This is a genomic window from Bacteriovorax sp. PP10 (assembly GCF_035013165.1).
Lineage (GTDB): Bacteria > Bdellovibrionota > Bacteriovoracia > Bacteriovoracales > Bacteriovoracaceae > Bacteriovorax > Bacteriovorax antarcticus.
The window spans coordinates 1,673,342-1,696,196 of sequence record NZ_JAYGJQ010000001.1 but is presented as its reverse complement, the minus strand read 5'-3'; the positions used below and the strand labels follow the sequence as shown (position 1 = coordinate 1,696,196).

Genomic DNA, 22,855 nt, shown 5'->3' with positions numbered 1-22,855 from the left:
AAAAGTTAAAGTCTAATACAACTTACAGAAGCAGCATTAACAAGATCGTTCACAATTAAAAGTGATCCGGCCGAATTCCTAGCTGATCCTAAAACTGTACATCTCGAATCATATCCAAAACAAATATTAACAGTGCTGATTGTTTGTCTGTAAGACTCAACAGTAGAAAAACTTAGGTTGTACTGTCTTCCGTTTGAGCTTCCGATAACAGTTGTTTTAGGGTTTGCGTCTGCCACACTTACTGTGACTTCATTACCGATGCTGATTGGTGAACCCACTTCATCTAGCTCAGTAATCTTACAGTTAAAATAAGTTGTCGCTGATGCAGACAATGAAAGTGTAAAAAGAAGAGATGCGATAATCATTTTCATAGGTTTACTCCTGAGGATAAAAGTTCCTGCATGATACACCTCTTAAGATGAAGTTGTGAAAATCATGTAAAAACTACAGGCTTTTCTCATTTTTTTTGTGATTCGATTCCGTTACGCATAAGTAAGTCCCTCTCGAGTAATCATTGCGACAACTTCGAGAGAAGAAAAAATATTTAGCTATTCCTAAGACTTATGAGTAAGATAAATCATCATTTCTTGGACAAGGTTGATTATGCTTTTTGCTAAAAAGGTATTTCTTAAGCTCATCTCTTTTGGGGTCTATCCTCAAATGGAAGATAATAAGAAGATCGCCATTCAGATCGCAAGCTTTGATGCCATCGCCTCGCTCATTACATTCCTTTTTTATTTCTTTTATGAGCTTCATGGAAAAAATAATCTACTGACAATTTCTCATATGAGTGCTTTTTTTTTAACGGCCATCGGAATCTATTTAATCCGCATCAGAAAGTATGATGCCGGCAGGATTCTGATTCATTTCGTAGGATTGTTTGAAATATTTTTAAGCATTGACGGCGTCCCCGCCAATTCTGCTTTTGAGTTTTACTACTTCGCTCCACTGATCGTTCCTTTCGTTACCTTCACACCTGAAGAATTAAAAAAATCAATCGTTCTTGCTTCGTGTGGTTTTATCGTTTTCATTATCCAGCAATTCACAGGCCCTGGACTATTCTCCTCTCTTTCAGAAATCACTTCGAGTGATAGGATCATTACAATAGGTATTTTATTTGCTTATATCTTTGGATTATTTAGCATCTCCCGCTGGCAGATGAATAACGCTTATAAAAAAATCAAAGCTCAGCAAAGTGAACTGATTCATATCTCCAACATCGCAGCGTTAGGTGAAATGTCTGGCGGTATCGCTCATGAGATCAATAACCCGCTTCAAATCCTAAGCACTCAAATCGCCCTGATTAAAAGACAATTACTTGTTCTTGAAAATATACCGGCCAGAGTTCTTAAAGGCCTGGATCAAATGGATGAGACGGTCTTGCGTATTTCTAAATTAGTTAAAGGCCTGAGAAAACTTTCTCGCAATGTGGCCACAGATCCTCACACGGTCTTTCCTGTCTCGACGGCCATTAATGACATGCTCACAGTGAGTGCACAAAAATTAAAACATCTGGAAATTGATTTAAAGATTGAGGGTGACACTTCGATTGAAGTCAAAGGACACATGGTTCAGTTATCTCAAGTCTTCATTAACCTGATTAACAATGCTGTCGATGCCATTGATGAAACCGATGCAAAATGGATTCATATTTATGTTTTTAATAATCTAAGCAATCGAACGATTATTACTTTTACTGACTCAGGTTTAGGAATTTCAAAAGACATTGCTCAAAAAATCATGCACCCATTTTTCACCACAAAAGATCCGGGCAAAGGAACAGGCCTTGGATTGAGTATTTCGAATAGTATGATTGAGAGAGTTGGCGGGCGCCTTTATTATGATCCAAATTCAGTGAATACAAAATTTGTTATCGAACTTCCGCAAGAAAAGGCCCTCATCATTGACTGATGAAGGCCTTCAGATTTTTTAGTTAAGAATTGATTCAGAAGCAATTAAAAGAACGTCTACTGATTCTTGCTCAGAAAGTTCAGAGTTAACTGATTGAACGAAAGCGATTCTTTCAGCAAGCATCGGACTTACATAACCAACTTGGTTGTAATCTTGAACATCATTTTGAATTTGTTTTGCATAAGCGTTTCTGTCTGAAGAAACTCTTGTTGTTGCGTAGAAAGTTTGTTGAACAACTACTGCGATTGTTTGAGCAACAGTCACTTGAAGTGTGAATAGACCCCAATCAGTAGCGTGTGCAGCAGAAACAGATAGTGTTAGAACAAGTCCAGCTATTAGTGATTTCATGAATTCTCCATTGAAGATTAGAAGTTTGTTCCCCCTTCTCCTACATCCCGAACACTCAGCCAACTAAAAATTTCCTTATTTTACTAAAACTTTTAGCAACACACTAAACATATCAAGTTTGGCCATCCAATCTTAATAGATCCTTATGGCCTTCTGGTTGCATTATATCTTAGTGAGTCACCGGAAGTAATCTTTCAAGGAGAACAACATGGAAAACGTATTTGAGAAATTAGGCATTAGTGGATCTCATACTCTTCAACAAGTTCGCGCTTCTATCGATACAGACGCCCAAGACGAGACAGGATTCATCCCACTGCTCAAAGAACACCACGACTTTTTAAAAGAGTCGATTAAGGTCATTATGGACTCTAAGGCCTCTATCCCTGAAAAGCGTGAGCACTTAAGTCGCTTTTTTAATCTACTTGAAATGCACGGCAAAGCTGAACAAGAAACCCTTTATGTCCATCTTCAACAAAATACAGAAGAGGAAGCAAGACTGGAAGGACTCAGCGGCCAAGATGAACACGACATCGCTTTTCAACTCAGAGATGAATTATTGGCCATGAATTTTAAAACTCAATGGAATGATGAAATCGCAGCGAAAGCTAAAGTTGTAGCGGCCTTGGTGAAAAATCATATGAAGGAAGAAGAGTCCATCATGTTTTCAATTGCGAAGAATGACCTGACCGATGAAGAGATGGAACAGATGCGACTGGACTATATCGCTAAATGCCGTAGTTACTTATTACATTAAACTAAAATAAAAAAGGGAGCTCAAAAGCTCCCTCTTTTTATCTATCTAAAAAATTTTAGAAATTATAGTTTTCCAGTAACCTGAAAGTGAAGACCAACAACTGATGCTCCAGCTCCACATGAAGCTTCTGCTCCAGCAACTGGTGCGAAGATCGCTGCACGGCCATGAAGGTATGCGTACTTGTTATCAGCTAGAGCTGAATCAAGAACTGCTTTACCGGCAGCACAAACAGAACCATCAACAGTCGAGTATGCTCTTGAGTCAACAAGCTTAATCGTCCAAGCAGCGTTGTCTGCAAGAAGGATTGCACTGTAGTTACAAGTGACATTGTTTTCCTGGAATGTTGCTTTAACAAGATAGTTATCAAGAGAGTAATCAGTCGTCATCGTTGAGATTTGGATGTTGTAAGCTGCGAAGTCAGTTGGAACAGCTGTTGCTTGAACATTTCCATCACCACATACGAATGCAGTAAATTTTGTCGCCCAACGCTCACCTGGAAGAGTAAGGTCGCCATCGTTTGCGATTGCAGTCGTTAAAGAAAGTGCAGCGAATACGCTAGCTAGAATAATTTTTTTCATAAAAACTCCATAGGTTCTGTGCTTATATTGTTATAAAGTTTTTAATAAGAAACTTGTGTTTGGTCAATCAAACAAAAGTCTTTTCTTTACGTATTTGAATAATATTTGATAGTTATGGTACAAAAAAGGCCCTACAAAGAGGGCCTTTCATTATCGTGCATGAATTTGTGGGTCAATCTTTGGTGGATCATATTCGATCAATCCACTGTGCATGATGGTTGCAAACCCTACTTCTTTAGAAGCAGCATCACGCCCTGAAAACCAAAAATCGTTGATGCCGGAGAAGACTAATTTCTTTCTTAATTCAATAATCCACTCACTCGAAACACCGTTGTCTCTATAAAGTTGTTGAATATGATTTGTGATTAAAGGATTTAAAAATCCTGGCATTGATTCTCTCTGAGCTCCGTGAACCATAAAGGCCGCGGCTTCACCGGCAATACGCTCTTCTCCAGCGATAAAAATAATCGTGCATGCACTTCCACAAGCAGATCCGCTTGGAACATACGTTGCAACTTTTAATCCATTGCTCTTTTCTGCTTTGATGTAATCGTAAATATCCTGAGCTTCCTGGAAGAATCCTCCTGGAGAATTCAGCTCCAGATAAATATCTTTAGAGGGCGCATTTTTGATTGCTTCGATTGTATCTTTTGCTACGCCTTTATTAAGCGCTCCATCCACTATAACGATTGTTAAAGATTCTTTTCCGGCCCTCTCAATGACTTTCGTATGGACTGTGTAGCCTTCCGTAAAAGCGAATGACTGCTGGCACGCTAAAAGAATAAGAAGACCCATTATTAATTTCATAATTGTCCCGAGTGAAATGTTTGGTATGCTTCCTATGAGGATATCCCCTCCCGAGAAGGCCCTCAACCAAAGCTGTAATATTTATGTTGGTCACCAGAGCACTGTCTAAATCTTAGACAGTAAAACTCAGTGAAATTGCAACGAGATTCATTAATTAAATAAGAGTCCATTAGAATTGGTGTATGCTAAAAGAAGCGAGGGTACTTGGATGAAAAAAGAATTGCCTGAAAATGAAGAAGTAGAGAGTAAGGAAATTTTCCCGGACTGGTCTAATATCGATGCCACTTCTATCTACAGAGCAGGAAGTGATCAACCTTCTGCTGAACAACCTGAGCTCAATAAGCTAGTCAAAGAAACCAATAACTTTTTTAAAATTGGTATCATCATGCTCATCATTTTATTTGCGGTGATTATCGTTTCAAGTTACTACTAAGAATCAAAAGAGAAAAAATCTTTCTTATAAAACTCACCTTTCAAATTAACTGAAAAGGCCTCTGTTTTATCCACAGCATTCTCAAGTTCAGCACTGATATCAAAATCAGCATCCCAGTTATTCCAGTACTCAAGATTCGGAATAATGATCGGTGACTTCGGAGCAAATAAAGAACAAGCATCATCATGGGGAAGAATCGAAATGTCGTGAGTGCCAATCTTCATGCCAAGATTCATAATTTCTAATTTATTAAAACCGACCAGTGGTCTAAGAATCATGCGCTCAGAAGCTTTATCCATCAGGTGTAAATTCTGCATCGTCTGACTTGATACCTGGCCAATACAATCTCCAGTGACAACCGCATCCGCTTTAATACGCTCACAGATAAGGTTTGAGATCTCCACCATATATCTTCTAAAGATCAAAGTTCTATATTCTTCTCTGCAATGTTTGCTGATGAGATTCTGTATGTCTCCGAAAGGAACAATATATAAATGACATTGTCTTTGATACTTCGCCAGAACAGATGTCAGTGCTTTAATTTTTGTAACAACTTCTCTTCCAACAAATGGGTAAGCGTGAAAAAAGACGAAGGCCTGCCTCACTCCTCTCTTCGACATCAAATAACTTGCGACCGGTGAATCAAAACCACCAGAGAGCATAGTCACTGCACTTCCAGTCGTTCCCCATGGAAGTCCGCCAATACCTTTTCTGGTTTGAGTAGAGATCGACACATGTTTAGGAAGAATGCGTACATCAATAACCATTTCAGATTTTTTTAACTCTACTTGAGCTAGCGGGTATCTTGTAATCACGCGATGGCCGATCTCTCTTGCAACCGCTACCGAAGTTTCTGAAAATGATTTATCGACTCTTCTCACCAGGGCCCTGAAAGTCACCGGAGCCGTCTCAAATGATTTAAGTTCATTTAATATTTCTTCATACACATTTTCTAAATTTTCATCAGGAAGACGATCCAGCACCTTACATGGTGAAATGTAGGCCAGTCCTGGAACAAGAGTTAAGGCCTCAATTAATTCTTCATTAAAGAATGTTTGTGAAGTGTAATACAAACGCTCTGACTGAACTTTATAAGTGAATTTATCGCTGTGATAATTTTTAAAGACGGCATTGATATGATCCACGGCCTTGCGGAAATAATCCTGACGATTTTTTCCTTTCAACCATAATTCATCAAGAGAAATAACTAAATTAGAAAACATAACTTTAAACCTTATCTTTTTTGCATATGCTTTACACTACCCCAGACATCCACAAACTCTTTTAAAAGAATCTTAACTTCCTCTTCTGTGGTTTTAGGCCCCAGAGAAATTCGCAGGAAGTTTTTGTGAAAGCGCTCTGAAATATGCATTGCCGATAGTGTGGGATTTACTCCTGTCTGCTTTGACGAACAGGCCGATGTTGACGAAATAAAAACGTCACGCATCTCCAGATGTCTTAAAATGATGTCAGAAGAAATACCCGGGAGAATAAAAGAAACTATATAGGGAGAAGTCACCTGAAAGGGCATTTGAATCGTTGGAATTGATCGAAGAAGCTGAAGCTTAATCACTTCCGACAACCCACTTATTTTTTGCGAAGAAAAATTAAATTCCTTAATTGCTATTTTCATCGCCTGATGAAAGGCCTTGATCAAAGGAAAAGATTCAGTGCTTGAACGAAGTCCATGCTCCTGTCCGCCACCTAAAAGTAATGGTTTTACATTATGTCCGTTTTTTAAATATAAACCGGCAACCCCTTTCGGTCCTCCAATTTTATGAGAAGTCACACTGATTGAATCAATCGCAGGACTTAACTTGAATGGGATTTTTCCAAAAGACTGAACGGCATCAATATGAACATGGGCCCCTGATTTTTCTTTTACTATGCGAGCGAGTAATTCAATATCCTGAATCACACCATTTTGATTATTCACATGAGAGAGAATAACTAATTTTACACTTGAATCTAGCAAGGCTTCAAAACTTTCAACGTTGATGACTCCATCATTATTTAAAAGAATTTCTTTTAATAGTACGCCTGTACTTTCAACTGGCGCAGTGACACTTGGATGATCAGCACGACAATAAAGAATGCTATCTCTCTCACCAAAAGTGATTCCCTTGATGACAGTATTATTTGATTCAGTCGCAGAGGAAGTAAAAATAAAAAAATCATTTTTAAAGGCACCTAACGTTTTTAAAAACTCTTCTCTGTAAAAAGAAATTTTCTCCGTAAGATCGTGTCCCAAAATATGCTGCGCACTTGGATTTGCGAAATCTTCTTTCAATGAAGATTGCAATTGATCCAGTACTTCTGGATATAGAAATGTGGAAGCTGCGTGGTCAAAATAGTTCATGATGATTGTCTATCATGAAGAAATGCATGTGACTTCAAAGAACTCAATTTTACATAAAAGCAGAAAGAAAATTTGAATGGTGAAGTTATTTGAACAATGATGCGACTTGTCTGAAAAATATCAGACTTGTATACTCCTTGAATGTCGAAGGACCTAGAAAAAATACTCGATGCACCATTGACATATGTACTACACACTTTAGTTTATCTGCCGAATTACTTTAAAATCCTCTCTGAAAATGCTAAATAAAATGTATGAAATATACTATCGATCAAAATCAATTCAAGCGCTTTACTACTCGCACAGTAATCATTCCGGTTGTGGGCTCATTTATTTTGAGTGCCATATTTGTGTACATTATTTTTCACCTAATGTCGGTGAGCGAGTTAGTGAATCATAGCAGTATTATTATTAGCCGAGGCCATGAATTAAGAAAGCTGACGGTTGATGCAGAAACAGGAGTACGCGGTTACCTCATTACTGGCGATGAGAGCTTTCTTGAGCCATACAACAATGCCAAAGAAGTCTGGGAAGAGAAGTTCATTGAACTTGAAAATTTGACCAGTGATAATCCATCACAATCAGCGATGGTTAAAGACATTCATACTCGCTTACTCCAATGGGATCGCCAGTACGCTCTTCGAATCATCGAATTAAAATCGGATAATAAAAATTTTGAAAAAATTCTCCCTTCGATTGAAGGAAAGAGAATGATGGATAACCTCCGTTCACTTTTCATCAGAGTGATTCAAGTTGAAGAAGGACTGCGTACTCAAAGAAACGACTCAACCAAAGAAAGTGTCATCATCACTTTAAGTCTGGTTCTAGGTGGAGGGTTACTTGCTGGAGTCTTCCTGGCATTCTTTACTAAAAAACAATTATCCTCTCTATCAGAGGCCTATAGTAAAGTTATTGAAAAACAAATTATACAAAATCAAATTCTGGAAGCTCAAGACTGGATTCAATCTGGAAAAACTGGATTAATGGAGCAAATCAGAGGCGACCTTTCACTTGAAGAACTCTCTGCCAAAGCGCTTAAGTATTTATGCAATCGCCTCGATGGAAAAGTCGCGGCCATTTATAATATGGAATTTAATACTTTAAAGAGAATTGGTACATACGCTTTTTCAGATGAAGCTTTAACCAGACAACAAACTATTAAATTAGGCGAAGGCCTGGTTGGACAAGTGGCCGTTGAAAATATTGTTAAAGTGATAAAAGATGTCCCGGAAGACTATGTCACCATCAACTCTGGAACAGGTTCATCAAAACCACGCCAGATCGTTCTCTTCCCTCTTACCAGTGATGACAACGTAAAAGGTGTCCTGGAAATCGGATTCTTCTCTGATATCCCTGACAATGTTATTGAATATCTAAAAATTTGTTCTGAAAGTATTGCGATTGCATTAAAGTCTGCTGAATACAGATCAACACTTAGAGACCTATTAGAAGAATCTCAACGACAGACAGAAGAACTTCAAACTCAGCAGGAAGAGCTTCAGGCCAATAACGAAGAGCTTGAAGAACAAACCAATGCTCTTAGAGAATCTCAACTCAGTCTTGAAGCTCAACAGTCTGAACTTGAACAAACGAATCAACAGCTTTCAAAACAAAGTCTCGAACTTGAGATTCAATCTGAAACTGTTAACCTTAAAAACGAAGAACTAAGAGGGACTCAATTAAATCTTGAACAAAAAGCACGTGAGCTTGAACTTGCCAGCCAATATAAGAGCCAATTCCTTGCAAATATGTCTCACGAGTTAAGAACTCCGCTTAACAGTACACTTATTCTCTCTCAGCTTTTATTGGAAGATAAAAAGAATATTTTAGGTGAACAGGAAAAAGAATTCGTTTCAACAATTCTTTCTTCAAGTAACGATCTCTTAACTTTAATCAACGACATTCTCGATCTATCAAAAGTTGAAGCTGGAAAAATTGAACTTGAACCTGAAGAACTCATCCTTAAGGATTTCGTTTTAAGCATTGAAAGATTATTTAAACCACTGTCTATGAATAAAGGCATTGAATTAAAAACTGAAATTGCTAAAGATGCTCCAGCGACGATCTTCATCGACCGCCAAAGACTAGAACAAATTATTAAGAATCTTTTATCAAATGCTATCAAGTTTACAGAAAAAGGCAGCGTCACATTCAGGATTGCACGTGCGGCCAATAAAAATTCAGGAAGAGTGGACTTCGCTGTCATCGACTCTGGAATCGGAATCGCTCCTGAACAACAAGGGATTATCTTTGATGCCTTCAAACAAGCTGACGGAACCACTAGCCGTAAATACGGTGGAACAGGTCTGGGACTTACCATTTCAAAAGACCTTGCTCGCCTGCTAGGTGGAGATATTGTTGTTACCAGCGAAAAAAATAAAGGAAGCACTTTTACACTGAATCTTCCTGAAAGAGATGATGTTGATCACAAGATCGTAAAAGTTCAAGAAACAAACCATTATCAGGCACCGACTAGATCGCCTGTTGCCTCAGCACTTTCTAAAACAGAGGCGCCACCATTAATTTCCAAAGAAGTAAAAGTTGAAACTTCAACACTTCCACTTCCATTTGAAGATGACAGAAACAAATTAGATGGATCAGATCTAGTTCGTTTATTACTGGTCATCGAAGATGATACGAATTTCGCAAAAATTCTTTATGACCTAAGCCATGAGCTAAAATTCAACTGTGTCGTTGCGCAGACCGCGGAAGAAGGTATCAGAGCAGCGGAAGACTTCCTTCCACAGGCCATAATCCTCGATATGCACCTTCCGGATCGCAGTGGTCTGACGGTTATCGATCATTTAAAAATGAACGCTAAAACCCGCCACATCCCGATTCATATAGTATCAGCTCAAGACCAGGCCAACATTGCCCTGCAAATGGGTGCGGTTGGATATCTTAGAAAGCCAGTGTCTCTGATTGATATGAGAAATGCGATTGCTAAACTTGAAGATAAACTCACTCATAGTGTGAAGCGAGTTTTAGTTGTTGAAGACAATAAAGTTCAAAGAGAAAGTATTAAAGAATTGATTCAGGATAAAATGGTTGAAGTTGTGATGGCCGAAAATGCGGTGAAAGCGATGGAACATCTGAAGAAAACGATTTTCGATTGTATGATCCTGGACCTGCACTTACCAGACATGACGGGGTACGAGTTACTGGAACACATGACGGATATTGATAACATCTCTCACCCACCGGTTATCGTTTATACAGGTAAGGACTTATCAAAACTCGAAGAGCAGAATCTTCAGAAGTACTCTCAATCAATTATTATCAAAGGCGCTCATTCACCTGAGAGACTATTTAGTGAAGTGACATTGTTCCTTCACCAGGTTGAAAACCAACTTTCAAAAGACCGTCAGAATATGCTGCAGAAGTTGCGCGATAGAGAGCAAATCTTTGAGGGCAAAAAAATTCTTTTAGTTGATGATGATGTTAGAAATATTTTTGCTTTAAGTGCGGCCCTTGAAAGTAAAGGCGCTGTGATTGAAACAGCAAGAAATGGAATTGAAGCTGTCGCAAAAATGAAAGAGAATCCAACAATTGATTTAATCCTGATGGATATTATGATGCCGGAAATGGATGGTTACGAGGCCACTCGTGAAATCAGAAAAGACCCACGCTTCCAGCGCCTGCCTATTATCGCCGTTACGGCCAAAGCCATGGGCGATGACCAGGAAAAATGCCGTGAGGCCGGGGCCAATGATTATTTAGCTAAGCCAGTCGACCTGACTAAACTCTTGTCTCTTTTAAGAGTCTGGATGCCACAAAAAGGAAGGTTATAAACCATGACTGAAGAGTCCGCTATTTTTGACATTGAAGTGAAGTTGTTTATTGAAGCTGTGTTTATGAAATATAAATATGATTTCAGACAATACAGTCTGGCCTCAGTTAAAAGAAGGCTCTCAAGTGTATTGATTGTTCACAAAATAAAGACAATCTCTGCTCTTCAGGAAAAAGTTTTGTACGAGCCAGATTTTTTCAATGCAGTTTTGCAATACATGACGATCTCGACGACAGAAATGTTCCGCGATCCAAATTACTTTAAGGCCTTTCAGGAAAAAGTCCTGCCTTATCTACAGTCATACCCCTCGATTAAAATCTGGGTTGCTGGATGCAGTAGTGGCGAAGAGGCCTATTCATTTGCCATTATTTTTAAAGAAGCAGGTCTTTTAGACAGAGTCATGATTTACGCTACAGACATCAATCCTGTTATTCTAGATAAGGCTAAGGCCGGGATTTACAAACTTGAGGATATGAAAAAGAACTCTCTTAACTATCAGCAGGCCGGAGGTCAGAAGTCTTTATCTGATTACTACACTGCCAGCTACAATGCCGCGGCAATTGATCCGGCATTAAAAAAGAGTATTGTTTTTGCAGATCATAGTCTCGCAACAGATTCGGTGTTTTCTGAAATGCAGTTTGTATCTTGCCGAAATGTTCTAATCTACTTTGATAAAGAATTACAAAACAGAGCGATTAACCTCTTCCACGACTCTCTTTCGATGAAAGGGTTTTTAGGAATTGGTTCAAAAGAGAGTTTAAAATTCTCCAGCCAGAGCGCTTCGTTTGAACAGTGGTCTGCAAACGATCGCATCTACAGGAAGCTTAAATAAAATGATGGCGAACATCCAACGTATTCAGGCCATCTTTATCGGCACCTCCGCAGGTGGTGTCTTTGCCTTAAATAAAATTTTCAGGTCACTCCCAGATAATTTTAGAACTCCTATAATCGTTGTTTTACATTTAGGCGAAAAATCTTTAATCCCTTCCGCCTTCTATCCGCCCAAAGGGGTCAAGCTTGTTGAAGCTGATGAAAAAGAAATTATTAAATCTAAGCATATCTATTTCGCGCCAGCAGGTTATCATTTATTAGTAGAAAACGATTTTTCATTCAGTTTAACAAATGAAGAGAAAGTTCAATACGCTAGACCTTCTCTTGATGTGACCATGGACTCTCTCGCACAAGCATATCAGGAAAATCTTTTAGGGATTGTTCTGACTGGTGCAAATGAAGATGGAGCTGAAGGACTTGCGACTATCAAAAGATTAGGCGGCTTAACTGTCGTTCAGGATTTACAAGAAGCTGAACATAAGACCATGCCTGCCGCAGCGATAAAGCTCGGCCAACCGGATTTTATCCTTTCCCTTAAAGACATAAGCTCTTTGATGATTAAAATAGAAGGCACATATGAATCACGAAACTAAAATCAATATTCTCATTGTTGATGACAGGCCGGAGAATTTAATTTCTCTGGAAAATCTTTTAAAAGAAGATGACGTTGTCATTTACAAGGCACAATCGGGTGTTGAGGCCCTGGAGTTATTACTTAAGCATGGTTTTGCTCTTGCCCTTCTTGATGTTCAGATGCCTGAAATGAATGGATTTGAGCTTGCCGAACTGATGCGTGGAAAAGAAAAAACAAAAACAATTCCCATCATCTTCGTAACGGCAGGAGCTATTGATGCTCAACATACGTTTATGGGTTACGATGCTGGAGCTGTCGATTTTCTTTATAAGCCACTCGACACCAGAATCGTTAAAAGCAAAGTAAAAGTTTTCAAAGAATTAGAACAACAAAAATTAGTCATCCAGGATCAATTAACTCAATTGTCTCAGGCCTTAAAATGGCGTGATGATTTTCTTTCCATTGCTTCACACGAATTAAAAACACCGATTACATCCATGCGTCTTCAGACTCAGATGGCAGCAAGAAGTTTACAAAAAAGTGGAAGCAAAGATATTTCACCTGAAAAACTTGAAAAGTATTTTATGACTTCAAATAAGCAGCTCGATAAACTCACAAGACTGATTGACGATCTTCTCGATACAACTCGTATCAGAGCAGGAAAGTTGACAGTCGACCCGATTGAAGTGAACTTCTCTCAGCTAATGACTGATATCCTTGAGCGCTATGAAGATCAGCTGGCAGAGGCCAACTGTCATATCGAGAGTGAAATCCAAAAAAACATTATGGTTTACTGTGATCCATTTAGAGCAGAGCAGGTTATCGTCAACTTGCTTTCAAATGCGATGAAATACGCTCAAGGAAAACCTGTCGCAATAAAACTTCGTCAGGAACACGGGCAAGCTTTCTTAACTATCCAGGACGCTGGTCCCGGGATTGCTCCGGAAAAACTGGATGCTATTTTTGAGAGATTTAAAAGAGGAAATAAGCACGAAGGAATCAGTGGTCTAGGTTTAGGTCTCTATATTGCAAAACAAGTAATGGACGCTCACCATGGGTCAATTACTGTGAAGAGCACTCCTGGTCTTGGTAGTGCCTTCACAATCAATTTTCCTAATACACTAGCGGCTACACTTTAGTTTAAGACATCGACGATTGAAATATTCTCTTCAGGTGTCTTAGATAGTGGCATTGAAGGCAGCTCTCTTAACGAGTAATCCATCTTCACCGAATAATCACGGTCGATTAAATTACGCAGCCCCTGTTCAGCATTATACCATTCAATTTTTTCTTTCGACTGGTTACATGACTTCAAGCTTTCTGCATCTGTTAATCCCCATCTTAATTCCACACAGTGGTATGGATCAAAAGAGAGTTTAAAAATATTCTTCAAGATCGTATTTAATGTCAGAGTCTGAACTCCTCCACTTGTTTTTTTCACGTCGATCGTGCACTTTGAAGCAGAAGCTTCATAGGTTCTTTGTAACTCACCTTCTAAATCCGTCCCTTCATACTGAACGTTCTTATCGCCATCTTTATGCCCTTGAATAATTTTTTGCATTAACTGTCTGCCTTCTCTGATAGAGGCCTTTAAACGGGCATCTCGCGATGGTGACGAGTAACTTTCCCAGTCTCCGTCCGTTCCGTAGATATTACTTGGTAAAACATCCGGGTGATTCTGATTTTGAATCCCTGCAGCAAGAGAAGCGTTCACGGCCATCTCTCTTTCTTTAACGTCATGGCAGATTTCTTCCATCAGCTCGTTGAGTTCAGTCACTGGATAATAAATCAGTGCACCTTGAGAAAGTTTGTTACGAACATATTCATGGAAACTCATTTGAACATTATTGAATTCAAATGGTTTTTTTCTTTCAAATTGCTCAAGAGAGTAATCAGGAAGCTCTTCATTTGTTGCCGCCTGAACTTCGCCTGTCTCTACGTTGAATGGTCTCCAGTTAGAAAAACCACCACCGATCTCAACATTTGTCTGAGAGAATTTCTCTCCGTAAGTAATCGCCGTTAAGCTATTGTCCGGGTGGGCATCAATTAAATGAACTTTACCGTTTTTAGTGACATCAAAAACCACTGCAATATGCCCGTTTGGATCATATAAAACAGTTCCCGGTTTAATCGCTGCTTTTGTAATCGCTACCGGATAAGTGTCTCTGAAGAGTTTAGTCGTTGTATTGTTAGCAGCATCTGTGCGGAAAGTGGCAGTCGAAATAGCATTGGCCACATCAACTAAAACTTTATTAACGTTGTCACCATTCTTGATATAAAGCTTGCTGACAATTTTATTTCCACCGCTGTTATAGCGAATATCTACGCCTGATCCACCATAGATTTTTTTTCTTAGTTCTTTAATCTGTCTCTTGATAACTTGTTTTTTAATCATCCCAGCTTTATCAAGCTGAATGTATAAATCATCTAACTGCTTCATCAAAGCATCAGCTTCTGCTGTTTTTAATGGCGCCTGAGTAAGCTCTACTGGGTAGGTAAAAGGCAAATCGTTCATCCAGCTAAAATAAGCGCGAAGAATGTATGGAAGATCAGCACAATCAGAAAAAACATCCATTAATGAATCTGGATTTAAATTATAAAATTGAGGATTGGCGACCGGGCTTTTAATACAATCACTCGTCGTATGACAAACACCTGCTTGTTTTGCTTTCCCAATGCTGGCAATAAATTCTTCATAAGATTTTTCGTAAGACTTGGTCCACGTCTTATTTTTAATCTGCCACGCTAGAGGTTTTTTAGAATTTGCGTATGAACTCACTGAAAGAGAACTACACAAAAGAATAAGTAAAACGTGTGCTTTCGAAAACATAAACTGCTCCATAAAAGGCCATGAAAATTATATAATTAAGGATGTACCAAAGGTGATGCAAGTGTTGAATACCTAATAGAATACCCTATAGTATTTACCTGCTTATATATCTAAACAAAAAAAAAGGCTTCAATTTCTTGAAGCCTTGATAATATCTTAAATGTTCGAAGCTGTTTTTTAGTTACGAGTAACGAATTGGCAAGATGAACCTTTGTAGCTTCCAGTAGTTGAAAGAGTTACAGTTGATGTCTCTCCAGAGTAAACGACGTTCCCAACAGCTTGAGTAAGAGTCACTTCACGTGAATCGTATTTTCCAGAAGTTCTTTCTAGGTTGAAAACAACTCTTTTAACGTTAAGGTTTGAACCTGTGTTGTTTGTGAATGTACAGTTGAATTTACCATTGTAAGAAAGCTCTCCTCTGAATGTTTTTGCGAATCCAGCGAAAGCAGAAACAGAAGCAAGAACAGTAACGATAGCGATGATTTTTTTCATAAATACTCCAAAAGTTTTTTGATGCCACACAAGTAACTCTAATAGTCACAGAGGTCAACTAGGTATGAAGTATTTTTAAAAGCGTCTAAAATAAAAAAGGCCCCAATTGCTTGGGGCCCTTTTTGTTATAAAAAATTTTATTTAAAAAATTAGTTACGAACTACGAATTGGCAAGATTGACCAACGTATGATCCGTTAGCTCCAGATAGAGTAACTGATGAAGTTTCTCCAGAGTAGATAACATTGTTTACAGTTTGAGTAAGAGTAACATCACGGCTATCTCCTTTTCCTGCTCTTCTTTCAAGGTTGAAAGAAACTCTTTTTACGTTAAGGTCTGCACCTGTGTTGTTTGTAAGAGTACATGTGAATCTAGAAACTCCTGAAAGTTTTCCATTGATAGTTTTTACCCATCCAGCAGATGCAGTAAGAGAAGTAAGTACAGCTACGATTGCGATAAGTGATTTCATATAATTCCTCCAAAGAATTTTTTGTTGAGACACAAGTATCGCTATTAATCTGCGTGGTCAACAAAGATTAGAAGAAAAAGTAAAAAAATTATAATTATATTAAGGTAACAAGAATGTGACTTTTGCCAATGAAACTGAAGCTCTAAAAACGACAAAGGCCCCACTTGCGTGAGGCCTCTGGTTATATAATGTCTATGTCGTAAAATTAAAAATTAACGAGCAAGAAATCTACATGATTGACCGATTACAGAAGCAGTTTCTCCTGAAGAAACAGTAACTGTTTCACCAGCGTTAACTACAACGTCTACTTTCTTTTGAACTACGATGTCTCTTTCTTTTCCAGCACGTCTTTCAAGGTTGAAAACAACCCATTTAAGATCAAGGTCTGAACCTGTGTTGTTTGTAAGAGTACATGTGTACTTTCCATTAAGAGCTAGCTTTCCGTTATAGCTATCAAGACCAAGACCAGCGAAAGCAGATACAGATGCTAGTACAGCTACGATTGCGATTAATTTTTTCATAAATTCTCCCAAGGTTAATTTGATGGCAGAAAATAGTCCTTAAGGTTGCGTCGGTCAAATTATGCGGACTGAGTCATTCACATAAAATCTTATTTAACGTTGCAGAAATATATTTTTGCAACACTCGAAAAAGTAACTATTGGATATTGCCCAAAACGCATCGAGTTGTATTTTGTTGCGATTATCTATTTTTGCAAAGAATATCTTTTGAAAATAATAAATCTCGGCCTAGGACGATGTCCCCGTCTGCATTCTCGTTCGCATAAAACATGACTTTCTCATTACTTGATACGCAATTAAGGACTGAAAGCTGGGCCTCTGTTCCTGGTAAATTTACGTAACCTTTTTTGCATTCGTATGATTTAAAGTTATTTGAAAGTGTGATTTGACCGTTATCTTGAAAAGATAACATGTAGTTTGGGCCTACGAACTCGCATTCATAAACCTCATTTGCTACTACAGTTAAACTCATCGCGCTTAAAATGACAGCTAATAAAAATTTCATTTCGACTCTCCCTTCTATTCATTAATTGAATACTGAATAGAACAAAAAAACGAAATAAACAATCTGCTTTTTATTGAGTAAGTAAGAACTACTATGGTTTGAATTATCTTTGTATAGCGCCTTTATCAATATCCTTCAGGAGCTCCTCCATCGTATCGTAAGCAGGTTTTGCTTCTCTCTTGGAATCATTCTCTTTGGTATTTTTATTATTCACTGGTGCAAGTCCTACCTTCTTTGGAGTGATTACTACTTTCAAAGTTTCCTTCATGGGTTTTAGTAAGTCGGAAATATCCAGCTTAGGGCATTTTTTAGAGAGGAATTTATGTAATTCTTCATTGGTCTTATAGATAAGTTCAACTTCATCTTTGTTGATTTTATTAATATCACTGTTAACCATAGTGCATTTCTTTTTATTTTTATCTGTAATCGTCACCACAGCATTTTTGTTATTGGTTGGCGAAGCTCCTCCGCGATAACCTAAATCAATCACGATTCCATTAGGAAAACTTTCAATTTCAACTCCACTTTTATTTTGAGAGTTAATCTCTTTTGAGACTTTCATTTGCAAATCAGGAGAGCTGAGCTTTCCATCTTTATCAAAATTAAAACTTACGCCGCTTGGGTGTTTCACACTCAGACCTTCTGCACTTATATTGGTAATTGATTTTTGTTCTTTATAAGGGAAGAGATAATAAACGCGCGCACCTGTTGAATTGGAATTTGTTGTGCCTGGAAAATTACTGAAGACCTGAACGAGTCCTTCGTCGGTGAAAGTGACGTTTCTATAACTTTTTGAATCAGTCTTATCCGCTGAAACCATGATCCTGCAAAACATATCCTGATACTGGATACCATCACCGTATTTACCGCGCGAATCGGGGCATGTGGCCGCATATGAAGAGGATGCTGAGAGAAGGATGAGGATTTTAAATAAGTTGTTCATCCCTCCTCTTCGTCTATAGAGGAGAAATGATTGAGCTAATTGGAGCTTTTAGCGGCAAGTTTCATAAGGAAGTGATTAACTATTTGTTTATTGTAAGGTTTAAGCGCCATGGTCGCCTTGAAATCTTCTAAACTGAAGTTATAACAACTCAGGAATTTCAAAATATCGTCCTCAGTATAGAACTTGCGTCCATTTTCAAAATGGTCGATTTCCGCCACTTTCAGATTCATTTTTAAAGCGACATCTTTTAATGAAAGCTTCAACGACTCGCGAATGAGGCGCAGGGTTTGTCCCTCGAGACTTTCGCGGTTATTGTGTGAATGTTTTCCTAAAAGAGGATTTTTTTTCACTAGGCTTCACCTACTTTAAATCTTCTGCCTTTAATTTTTCCATCCAGAAGTTTGCTGATAGTCTGATTTATTTTTGAAGCCTCAATCGCTACAAAACTTTGGTGCTCTTGAATGTTGATGTTCCCTACTTCGCTTGCTTGTAAACCTGCTTCGTTCACCAGAGCTCCCAGGATATCACCAGGACGGACTTTTTCTTTTTTCCCACCGTTGATATACATGGTTCTCATTGGGGCCTTCAGATCGTATTTATTTGCTGCTGAAAGGGATTCTATTTTAAGGTATTCGTTTTTGTTACCTTGATAGTTTTCGATGTCGTGAAGTTTTTCTCTTTCTCTTTCAACGAAAAATGAGAAAGCTAAACCTTCTTTACCAGCTCTGGCAGTTCTTCCGATTCGGTGAGTGTAAACTTCTGCATCTGTGGGAAGATCGAAATTTACGACAGCTTCAAGATCTTTAATATCGAGTCCTCTTGCCGCAACGTCTGTTGCAACTAAGATCAGGCAGCTTGAGTTTGAAAACTTTGTCAGAACAACTGTGCGCTCGTTTTGTTCTAAGTCACCATGGAAGGCCAGGGCCTGAATCCCTTGTCTCATTAAAGCTTTTGCCACTTCACCACATGATTGTTTGGTTTTACAAAATACAACGACTGATTGAGGTTTATAATTCCCAAGCAGACGGATTAAAGCGTCGAGTTTTTCACGGTGATCATTTAATTCAATGAAGACCTGACGGATGATATTTTTTTCGTGTTTCGTATCGACAGTCACGCGCTTTGGATTGTTTTGAAAAGCTTGGCTTAGCTCTTCAATTTCCGGAGGGAATGTCGCTGAAAAAAGAAGGGACTGAATTTTTCTAGGAGCATAAGAGATAATAGCTTCCATCTCTTCTTGAAATCCCATATCGAGCATACGGTCTGCTTCATCTAAAACTAAAAAGTTAATGGTTCTTAAATTGATAGCACCCTTCTTTAAGAATTTTAAAACACGTCCTGGTGTTCCCACGATAATGTGAGCACCATGATCAAGTGAACTTAGTTGTTGGTACTCAGAGACTCCACCGCAAATAACGAGGATTTTACAATTTTTTGAAAAGCGGGCCAGGCGTCTTAGCTCCTCTGCGACTTGCAAGGCAAGTTCGTGAGTAGGACATAAAACGAGAGACTGTAGTTGTTTAGTTTCAAGATTAAGTTTATTTAAAATACCAAGGCCGAAAGCAGCGGTTTTTCCACTACCTGTTTTCGCCTGGGCAATTAAGTCTTCTCCCGCCAAAATAAGTGGCAGGGCCTGTTCCTGAACAGGAGTCATAGAATTGAAACCTAAAGTTTCAAGATTCTCCAGGATTTCCGGAGTCAAAGCGAGTGTCTTAAATGAATTTGTCATGAAGTTACCTTTACCACGCATAATGCCCTGAGTACAATGAATAGCATTTCGTAAACTATCGTTTAGAAGGAGCTACATATGATTATTTTTATTACTGGTGCAACGGCCGGCTTTGGGGCCGCCATGGTTAAGCGCTTTATCAATAAAGGTTATAAAGTTATCGCGACCGGAAGAAGAAGTGAGCGTCTTGATCAAATGAAGGCCGAATATGGCGATCATTTATATCCACTTGTTTTAGATGTTCAAGATAAAGAGATGGTTTCAAAAGCAATTGATAGCTTGCCTGCTGAATGGAAAAGAATTGATGTTCTCATCAACAATGCGGGCCTCGCTCTGGGGACTGAGCTAGCTCAAAAAGCTTCGCTTGAAGATTGGGATACGATGATTCAAACCAACATCAATGGATTCCTTTACTGCACACATAAAATTTTACCGGACATGGTGAGCAGAAATCACGGACAGATTATTAATCTTGGTTCAGTCGCTGGTGAATTTCCTTATCAAGGTGGAAATGTTTACGGAGCAACCAAGGCCTTCGTTCATCAGATGAGTATGAATCTTCGCTCTGATTTACTGGGGACTAATGTTCGCGTGACAAATATCGAACCTGGTATGTGCCACACTGAATTTTCTGAAGTGCGCTTTAAAGGCGACAAAGAGAAGGCCGACTCGGTCTACAAAGGGATTAAGGCCTTGAGTGCTGATGATATTGCTGAGACTATCGACTGGGTTATCACTCGTCCTGCACATGTGAATATCAATGTGATTTCACTGATGCCTACCCAACAGGCCTTTGCTGGGTTCTCAGTTCATAGAACATAAAACCGAGTAAAATAGTTTCTCACGGGTGATCTTGCCCCTCTGTTATTGCATTCTCAATATTTGTTACAATTAACAAGTATGCAAAAAATTATTTATTCATTACTACTTTCAATTAATATTACAGGCCTAGCTCACTCACAGGAGCTAGGTATTTCTGTTGGCGGAAAACAGGAATTAATTCTCACCGGAAGCAGTTGCGATCTTTTATTAAAGCAGCAAAGTGCATTGTGCTCATGGAAGAAAAAAGTTGTTCTAAATTTTACCCCGAAAGCAGCTGATAAAAGCTGTCAAACAGTCAAAAAAGGGAAATACAAGTTAGTCGTGCTTGATTGCCTCCCTGAATTTGCCAAAGAATATCAAAACAAACCATTAGTTCACAGCGGGCCCAACTGTTGGGGAACGGCGATGAGTTTTCATAAACTTTCTACAAAGCCACGCTTTATGTGGCCGCAAGAAATGCAATACTGGATGGACAGTCCTGTTTGCCGCAAACTTGCAGTGGGTGAACCCCGCTTGCCTGGAGATGTGATTAACGTTTATGGTGCTGAAAAAATTCCTGAAAATGACAGAGTTGAAAAAGATCCCGGTACTAATTTCTGGCGAGCACTCTATCCTAAGCGCTACACTTCACCGCCGCCACCAGAAGTCACAGGATCTGAGTATACCGGCTTTCAGCGCCTGCTCCACTCTGTGACTTATGTTTCGGATGAACTGGCCTTTGGAAAGGATTCTCCTGCGTTTGATGACAGGTTTTACTTTCATCCGATGGCCGAAGTTTACGGACGTCCTCGTTCAGATAAAGAGTGTATGGAAAATCAATCGTTGACTCCTTACATACGAGAAAACCAAAAAGAACCAAAAGATTTTCGTGGAACTAAGTGCAGTTACTTCTCGCTGGCCTATCGTTGTGAAAGTTTTCCTGATTACTTTGGGAAAAAGAATTTAACTGGGGACAACTTAGATAAATGGAAAAACATCCAGTCACTTCAAGGATTACAGGAAAAACTTTTTCCCATCCTGACAAGTTCAAACAAAGTTTTAGAGCAATGTGAGATCACTCTCTTGGTTGCCATGGCCGATCTGACAATGAAGAATGCAACAGAAGAAATGAAGACACCGAATCTCGATAAAAATCGTGAAGAGTTATTAGTGATGGAGTATTTTTCGGCCGCTGGAATTAGAAAAACTCTGGAGCTCGCAAAATTAGTTAAACCGTCTGTTCAGTAATAAAAAAGGGCCCTATAAAGGGCCCTTTTTTATGGAATAGAATTTATTTAAAAAATTATTCTTTAGTCATTGTAGCGATCCACTCGTATCCAGCAGATACACGTGAGTAGATTCCGTAATACTTCGCTCTCGCACATCCTCTACCGAAACTTACGACACCAGCAAGGACTGGTTTTCCATCAGATCCTTCGATCGTAAGTGGTCCACCGCTGTCACCTTGGCAAGAATCTTTCATTCCTTCATCGTATCCAGCAGCAAGCATAGATTCGTTGATTGAACCATTGTATGACGTTTTAGCGTTAGCTCTTTCGTTGCTTACAACCGGAACGTCTACCATTCTCATAAGTGGAGTCACTGATCCGTTTTCACGCATTGTTCCCCATCCTAATACAGTGGCCATTTGACCGTCATCAGTTGCACCAGTTGTTGCGATCTCTGGAGTGACTAATCCAATTGATGTTAACCCTGTCGCTTCGAAATCAATTGGCTCTTTAAGTTCTAAAAGAGCGAAGTCGTAGCTTTGGTTTCCAGCATTGTTTTTCGGGTGAATATATGATTTTTTGATTTCAAGCTTAATGCGATTTGGAGCTTTAAGGTTTACGCTTCCACCAGTGATCGCGCTCTTAAAGATTGACTGGCAATGAGCTGCTGTAAGAATCCACTTCGGAGAGATAATGCTTCCTGCACATCCACCACCGATGCTTACAATATATCTTGTTTCTGTCTTAGCTGGATCAACTTCAACTCCACCAACGATTCTCGCTGATTGACCTGCAAATGATAATGAAGAAGTAACTAGAAGTGCTGTTGAAAATACTGTTAATGATAGAAATCTTTTCATAAATACCGTCCTTGATATTATCCATACTATGCTTCAAAAAATTCCGCGCAACCCTTTTACACGAATGTAATAATTTGTAAGGCTCTGACAGTT

At 38.9% G+C, this 22,855-nt stretch carries 24 protein-coding genes; 9 read left to right on the top strand and 15 right to left on the bottom strand.

The window, feature by feature from the left end:
• Positions 1 to 5 precede the first annotated feature (5 nt).
• A complete protein-coding gene (locus tag SHI21_RS08345; protein WP_323575889.1) occupies positions 6 to 371 on the bottom strand; it encodes a hypothetical protein in 366 nt (121 codons plus the stop codon).
• Positions 372 to 660: 289 nt separating this feature from the next.
• Here SHI21_RS08345 and SHI21_RS08340 point away from each other — a divergent pair, with 289 nt between their 5' ends.
• Entirely contained in the window at positions 661 to 1,911 is a 1,251-nt protein-coding gene (locus tag SHI21_RS08340; protein ID WP_323575888.1) for a sensor histidine kinase, read from the top strand.
• An 18-nt stretch (positions 1,912 to 1,929) separates the two neighbouring features.
• Here the strand turns inward: SHI21_RS08340 and SHI21_RS08335 are convergent, their stop codons facing one another.
• Positions 1,930 to 2,259: a hypothetical protein gene (locus tag SHI21_RS08335; RefSeq protein WP_323575887.1), complete on the bottom strand. Its 330-nt coding sequence runs from the start codon at positions 2,257 to 2,259 to the stop codon at positions 1,930 to 1,932.
• Positions 2,260 to 2,467: 208 nt separating this feature from the next.
• Here SHI21_RS08335 and SHI21_RS08330 point away from each other — a divergent pair, with 208 nt between their 5' ends.
• Positions 2,468 to 3,013 (top strand): hemerythrin domain-containing protein, encoded by a 546-nt coding sequence (locus tag SHI21_RS08330; protein ID WP_323575886.1) that lies wholly within the window; start codon positions 2,468 to 2,470, stop codon positions 3,011 to 3,013.
• Between the two features lie 62 nt (positions 3,014 to 3,075).
• Here the strand turns inward: SHI21_RS08330 and SHI21_RS08325 are convergent, their stop codons facing one another.
• Both SHI21_RS08325 and SHI21_RS08320 read right to left on the bottom strand, forming a co-directional pair.
• Positions 3,076 to 3,591 carry a hypothetical protein gene (locus tag SHI21_RS08325; protein WP_323575885.1) on the bottom strand — a complete coding sequence of 172 codons (516 nt, stop codon included), beginning with the start codon at positions 3,589 to 3,591 and terminating at the stop codon, positions 3,076 to 3,078.
• Positions 3,592 to 3,741: 150 nt separating this feature from the next.
• Positions 3,742 to 4,398: an ATP-dependent Clp protease proteolytic subunit gene (locus SHI21_RS08320; protein WP_323575884.1), complete on the bottom strand. Its 657-nt coding sequence runs from the start codon at positions 4,396 to 4,398 to the stop codon at positions 3,742 to 3,744.
• A 208-nt stretch (positions 4,399 to 4,606) separates the two neighbouring features.
• Between SHI21_RS08320 and SHI21_RS08315 the strand changes: the two genes are divergently transcribed.
• The gene (locus SHI21_RS08315) at positions 4,607 to 4,831 is read left to right on the top strand and encodes a hypothetical protein (RefSeq protein ID WP_323575883.1); all 225 of its coding nucleotides are present in this window, start codon (positions 4,607 to 4,609) and stop codon (positions 4,829 to 4,831) included.
• On the opposite strand, the gene thiI is transcribed toward SHI21_RS08315, so the two are convergent.
• Both thiI and SHI21_RS08305 read right to left on the bottom strand, forming a co-directional pair.
• Positions 4,828 to 6,054, bottom strand: a complete 1,227-nt coding sequence (gene thiI, locus SHI21_RS08310) for a tRNA uracil 4-sulfurtransferase ThiI (RefSeq protein WP_323575882.1) — start codon at positions 6,052 to 6,054, stop codon at positions 4,828 to 4,830. The genes SHI21_RS08315 and thiI overlap by 4 nt on opposite strands.
• Positions 6,055 to 6,065: 11 nt before the next feature.
• Positions 6,066 to 7,190 carry a cysteine desulfurase family protein gene (locus SHI21_RS08305; RefSeq protein WP_323575880.1) on the bottom strand — a complete coding sequence of 375 codons (1,125 nt, stop codon included), beginning with the start codon at positions 7,188 to 7,190 and terminating at the stop codon, positions 6,066 to 6,068.
• Between the two features lie 254 nt (positions 7,191 to 7,444).
• On the opposite strand from SHI21_RS08305, the gene SHI21_RS08300 reads away from it, so the two are divergent.
• The 4 genes from SHI21_RS08300 to SHI21_RS08285 are packed head-to-tail and all read left to right on the top strand — an operon-like array spanning position 7,445 to position 13,524.
• The gene (locus SHI21_RS08300; protein ID WP_323575879.1) at positions 7,445 to 10,981 is read left to right on the top strand and encodes a response regulator; all 3,537 of its coding nucleotides are present in this window, start codon (positions 7,445 to 7,447) and stop codon (positions 10,979 to 10,981) included.
• A gap of 3 nt (positions 10,982 to 10,984) precedes the next feature.
• Entirely contained in the window at positions 10,985 to 11,812 is an 828-nt protein-coding gene (locus SHI21_RS08295) for a CheR family methyltransferase (RefSeq protein WP_323575878.1), read from the top strand.
• Position 11,813: 1 nt separating this feature from the next.
• Entirely contained in the window at positions 11,814 to 12,404 is a 591-nt protein-coding gene (locus SHI21_RS08290) for a chemotaxis protein CheB (RefSeq protein ID WP_323575876.1), read from the top strand.
• Positions 12,388 to 13,524, top strand: a complete 1,137-nt coding sequence (locus SHI21_RS08285) for a hybrid sensor histidine kinase/response regulator (RefSeq protein ID WP_323575874.1) — start codon at positions 12,388 to 12,390, stop codon at positions 13,522 to 13,524. The genes SHI21_RS08290 and SHI21_RS08285 overlap by 17 nt, the downstream gene beginning before the upstream one ends.
• Here SHI21_RS08285 and SHI21_RS08280 read toward each other — a convergent pair.
• From SHI21_RS08280 to dbpA, 8 genes are all read right to left on the bottom strand, one after another.
• Positions 13,521 to 15,215, bottom strand: coding sequence for a hypothetical protein (locus SHI21_RS08280; RefSeq protein ID WP_323575873.1), 1,695 nt, complete (start codon positions 15,213 to 15,215; stop codon positions 13,521 to 13,523). The genes SHI21_RS08285 and SHI21_RS08280 overlap by 4 nt on opposite strands.
• 177 nt (positions 15,216 to 15,392) lie before the next feature.
• Positions 15,393 to 15,707 carry a hypothetical protein gene (locus SHI21_RS08275; RefSeq protein ID WP_323575872.1) on the bottom strand — a complete coding sequence of 105 codons (315 nt, stop codon included), beginning with the start codon at positions 15,705 to 15,707 and terminating at the stop codon, positions 15,393 to 15,395.
• Between the two features lie 149 nt (positions 15,708 to 15,856).
• Positions 15,857 to 16,174 carry a hypothetical protein gene (locus SHI21_RS08270; protein WP_323575871.1) on the bottom strand — a complete coding sequence of 106 codons (318 nt, stop codon included), beginning with the start codon at positions 16,172 to 16,174 and terminating at the stop codon, positions 15,857 to 15,859.
• Positions 16,175 to 16,386: 212 nt separating this feature from the next.
• Entirely contained in the window at positions 16,387 to 16,695 is a 309-nt protein-coding gene (locus tag SHI21_RS08265; RefSeq protein ID WP_323575870.1) for a hypothetical protein, read from the bottom strand.
• Positions 16,696 to 16,876: 181 nt separating this feature from the next.
• Positions 16,877 to 17,200, bottom strand: coding sequence for a hypothetical protein (locus tag SHI21_RS08260; protein WP_323575869.1), 324 nt, complete (start codon positions 17,198 to 17,200; stop codon positions 16,877 to 16,879).
• A gap of 103 nt (positions 17,201 to 17,303) precedes the next feature.
• Positions 17,304 to 18,143 (bottom strand): hypothetical protein, encoded by an 840-nt coding sequence (locus SHI21_RS08255; protein ID WP_323575867.1) that lies wholly within the window; start codon positions 18,141 to 18,143, stop codon positions 17,304 to 17,306.
• A gap of 35 nt (positions 18,144 to 18,178) precedes the next feature.
• Positions 18,179 to 18,493, bottom strand: a complete 315-nt coding sequence (locus tag SHI21_RS08250; RefSeq protein ID WP_323575866.1) for a helix-turn-helix domain-containing protein — start codon at positions 18,491 to 18,493, stop codon at positions 18,179 to 18,181.
• Positions 18,493 to 19,872: an ATP-dependent RNA helicase DbpA gene (dbpA, locus tag SHI21_RS08245; protein ID WP_323575865.1), complete on the bottom strand. Its 1,380-nt coding sequence runs from the start codon at positions 19,870 to 19,872 to the stop codon at positions 18,493 to 18,495. The genes SHI21_RS08250 and dbpA overlap by 1 nt, the downstream gene beginning before the upstream one ends.
• A gap of 78 nt (positions 19,873 to 19,950) precedes the next feature.
• Between dbpA and SHI21_RS08240 the strand changes: the two genes are divergently transcribed.
• Positions 19,951 to 20,694 (top strand): SDR family oxidoreductase, encoded by a 744-nt coding sequence (locus SHI21_RS08240; protein WP_323575864.1) that lies wholly within the window; start codon positions 19,951 to 19,953, stop codon positions 20,692 to 20,694.
• 78 nt (positions 20,695 to 20,772) lie between these two features.
• Positions 20,773 to 21,921 carry a hypothetical protein gene (locus SHI21_RS08235; protein WP_323575863.1) on the top strand — a complete coding sequence of 383 codons (1,149 nt, stop codon included), beginning with the start codon at positions 20,773 to 20,775 and terminating at the stop codon, positions 21,919 to 21,921.
• 55 nt (positions 21,922 to 21,976) lie between these two features.
• Here the strand turns inward: SHI21_RS08235 and SHI21_RS08230 are convergent, their stop codons facing one another.
• Positions 21,977 to 22,762: a S1 family serine peptidase gene (locus SHI21_RS08230; RefSeq protein ID WP_323575862.1), complete on the bottom strand. Its 786-nt coding sequence runs from the start codon at positions 22,760 to 22,762 to the stop codon at positions 21,977 to 21,979.
• Between the last annotated feature and the right edge of the window lie 93 nt (positions 22,763 to 22,855).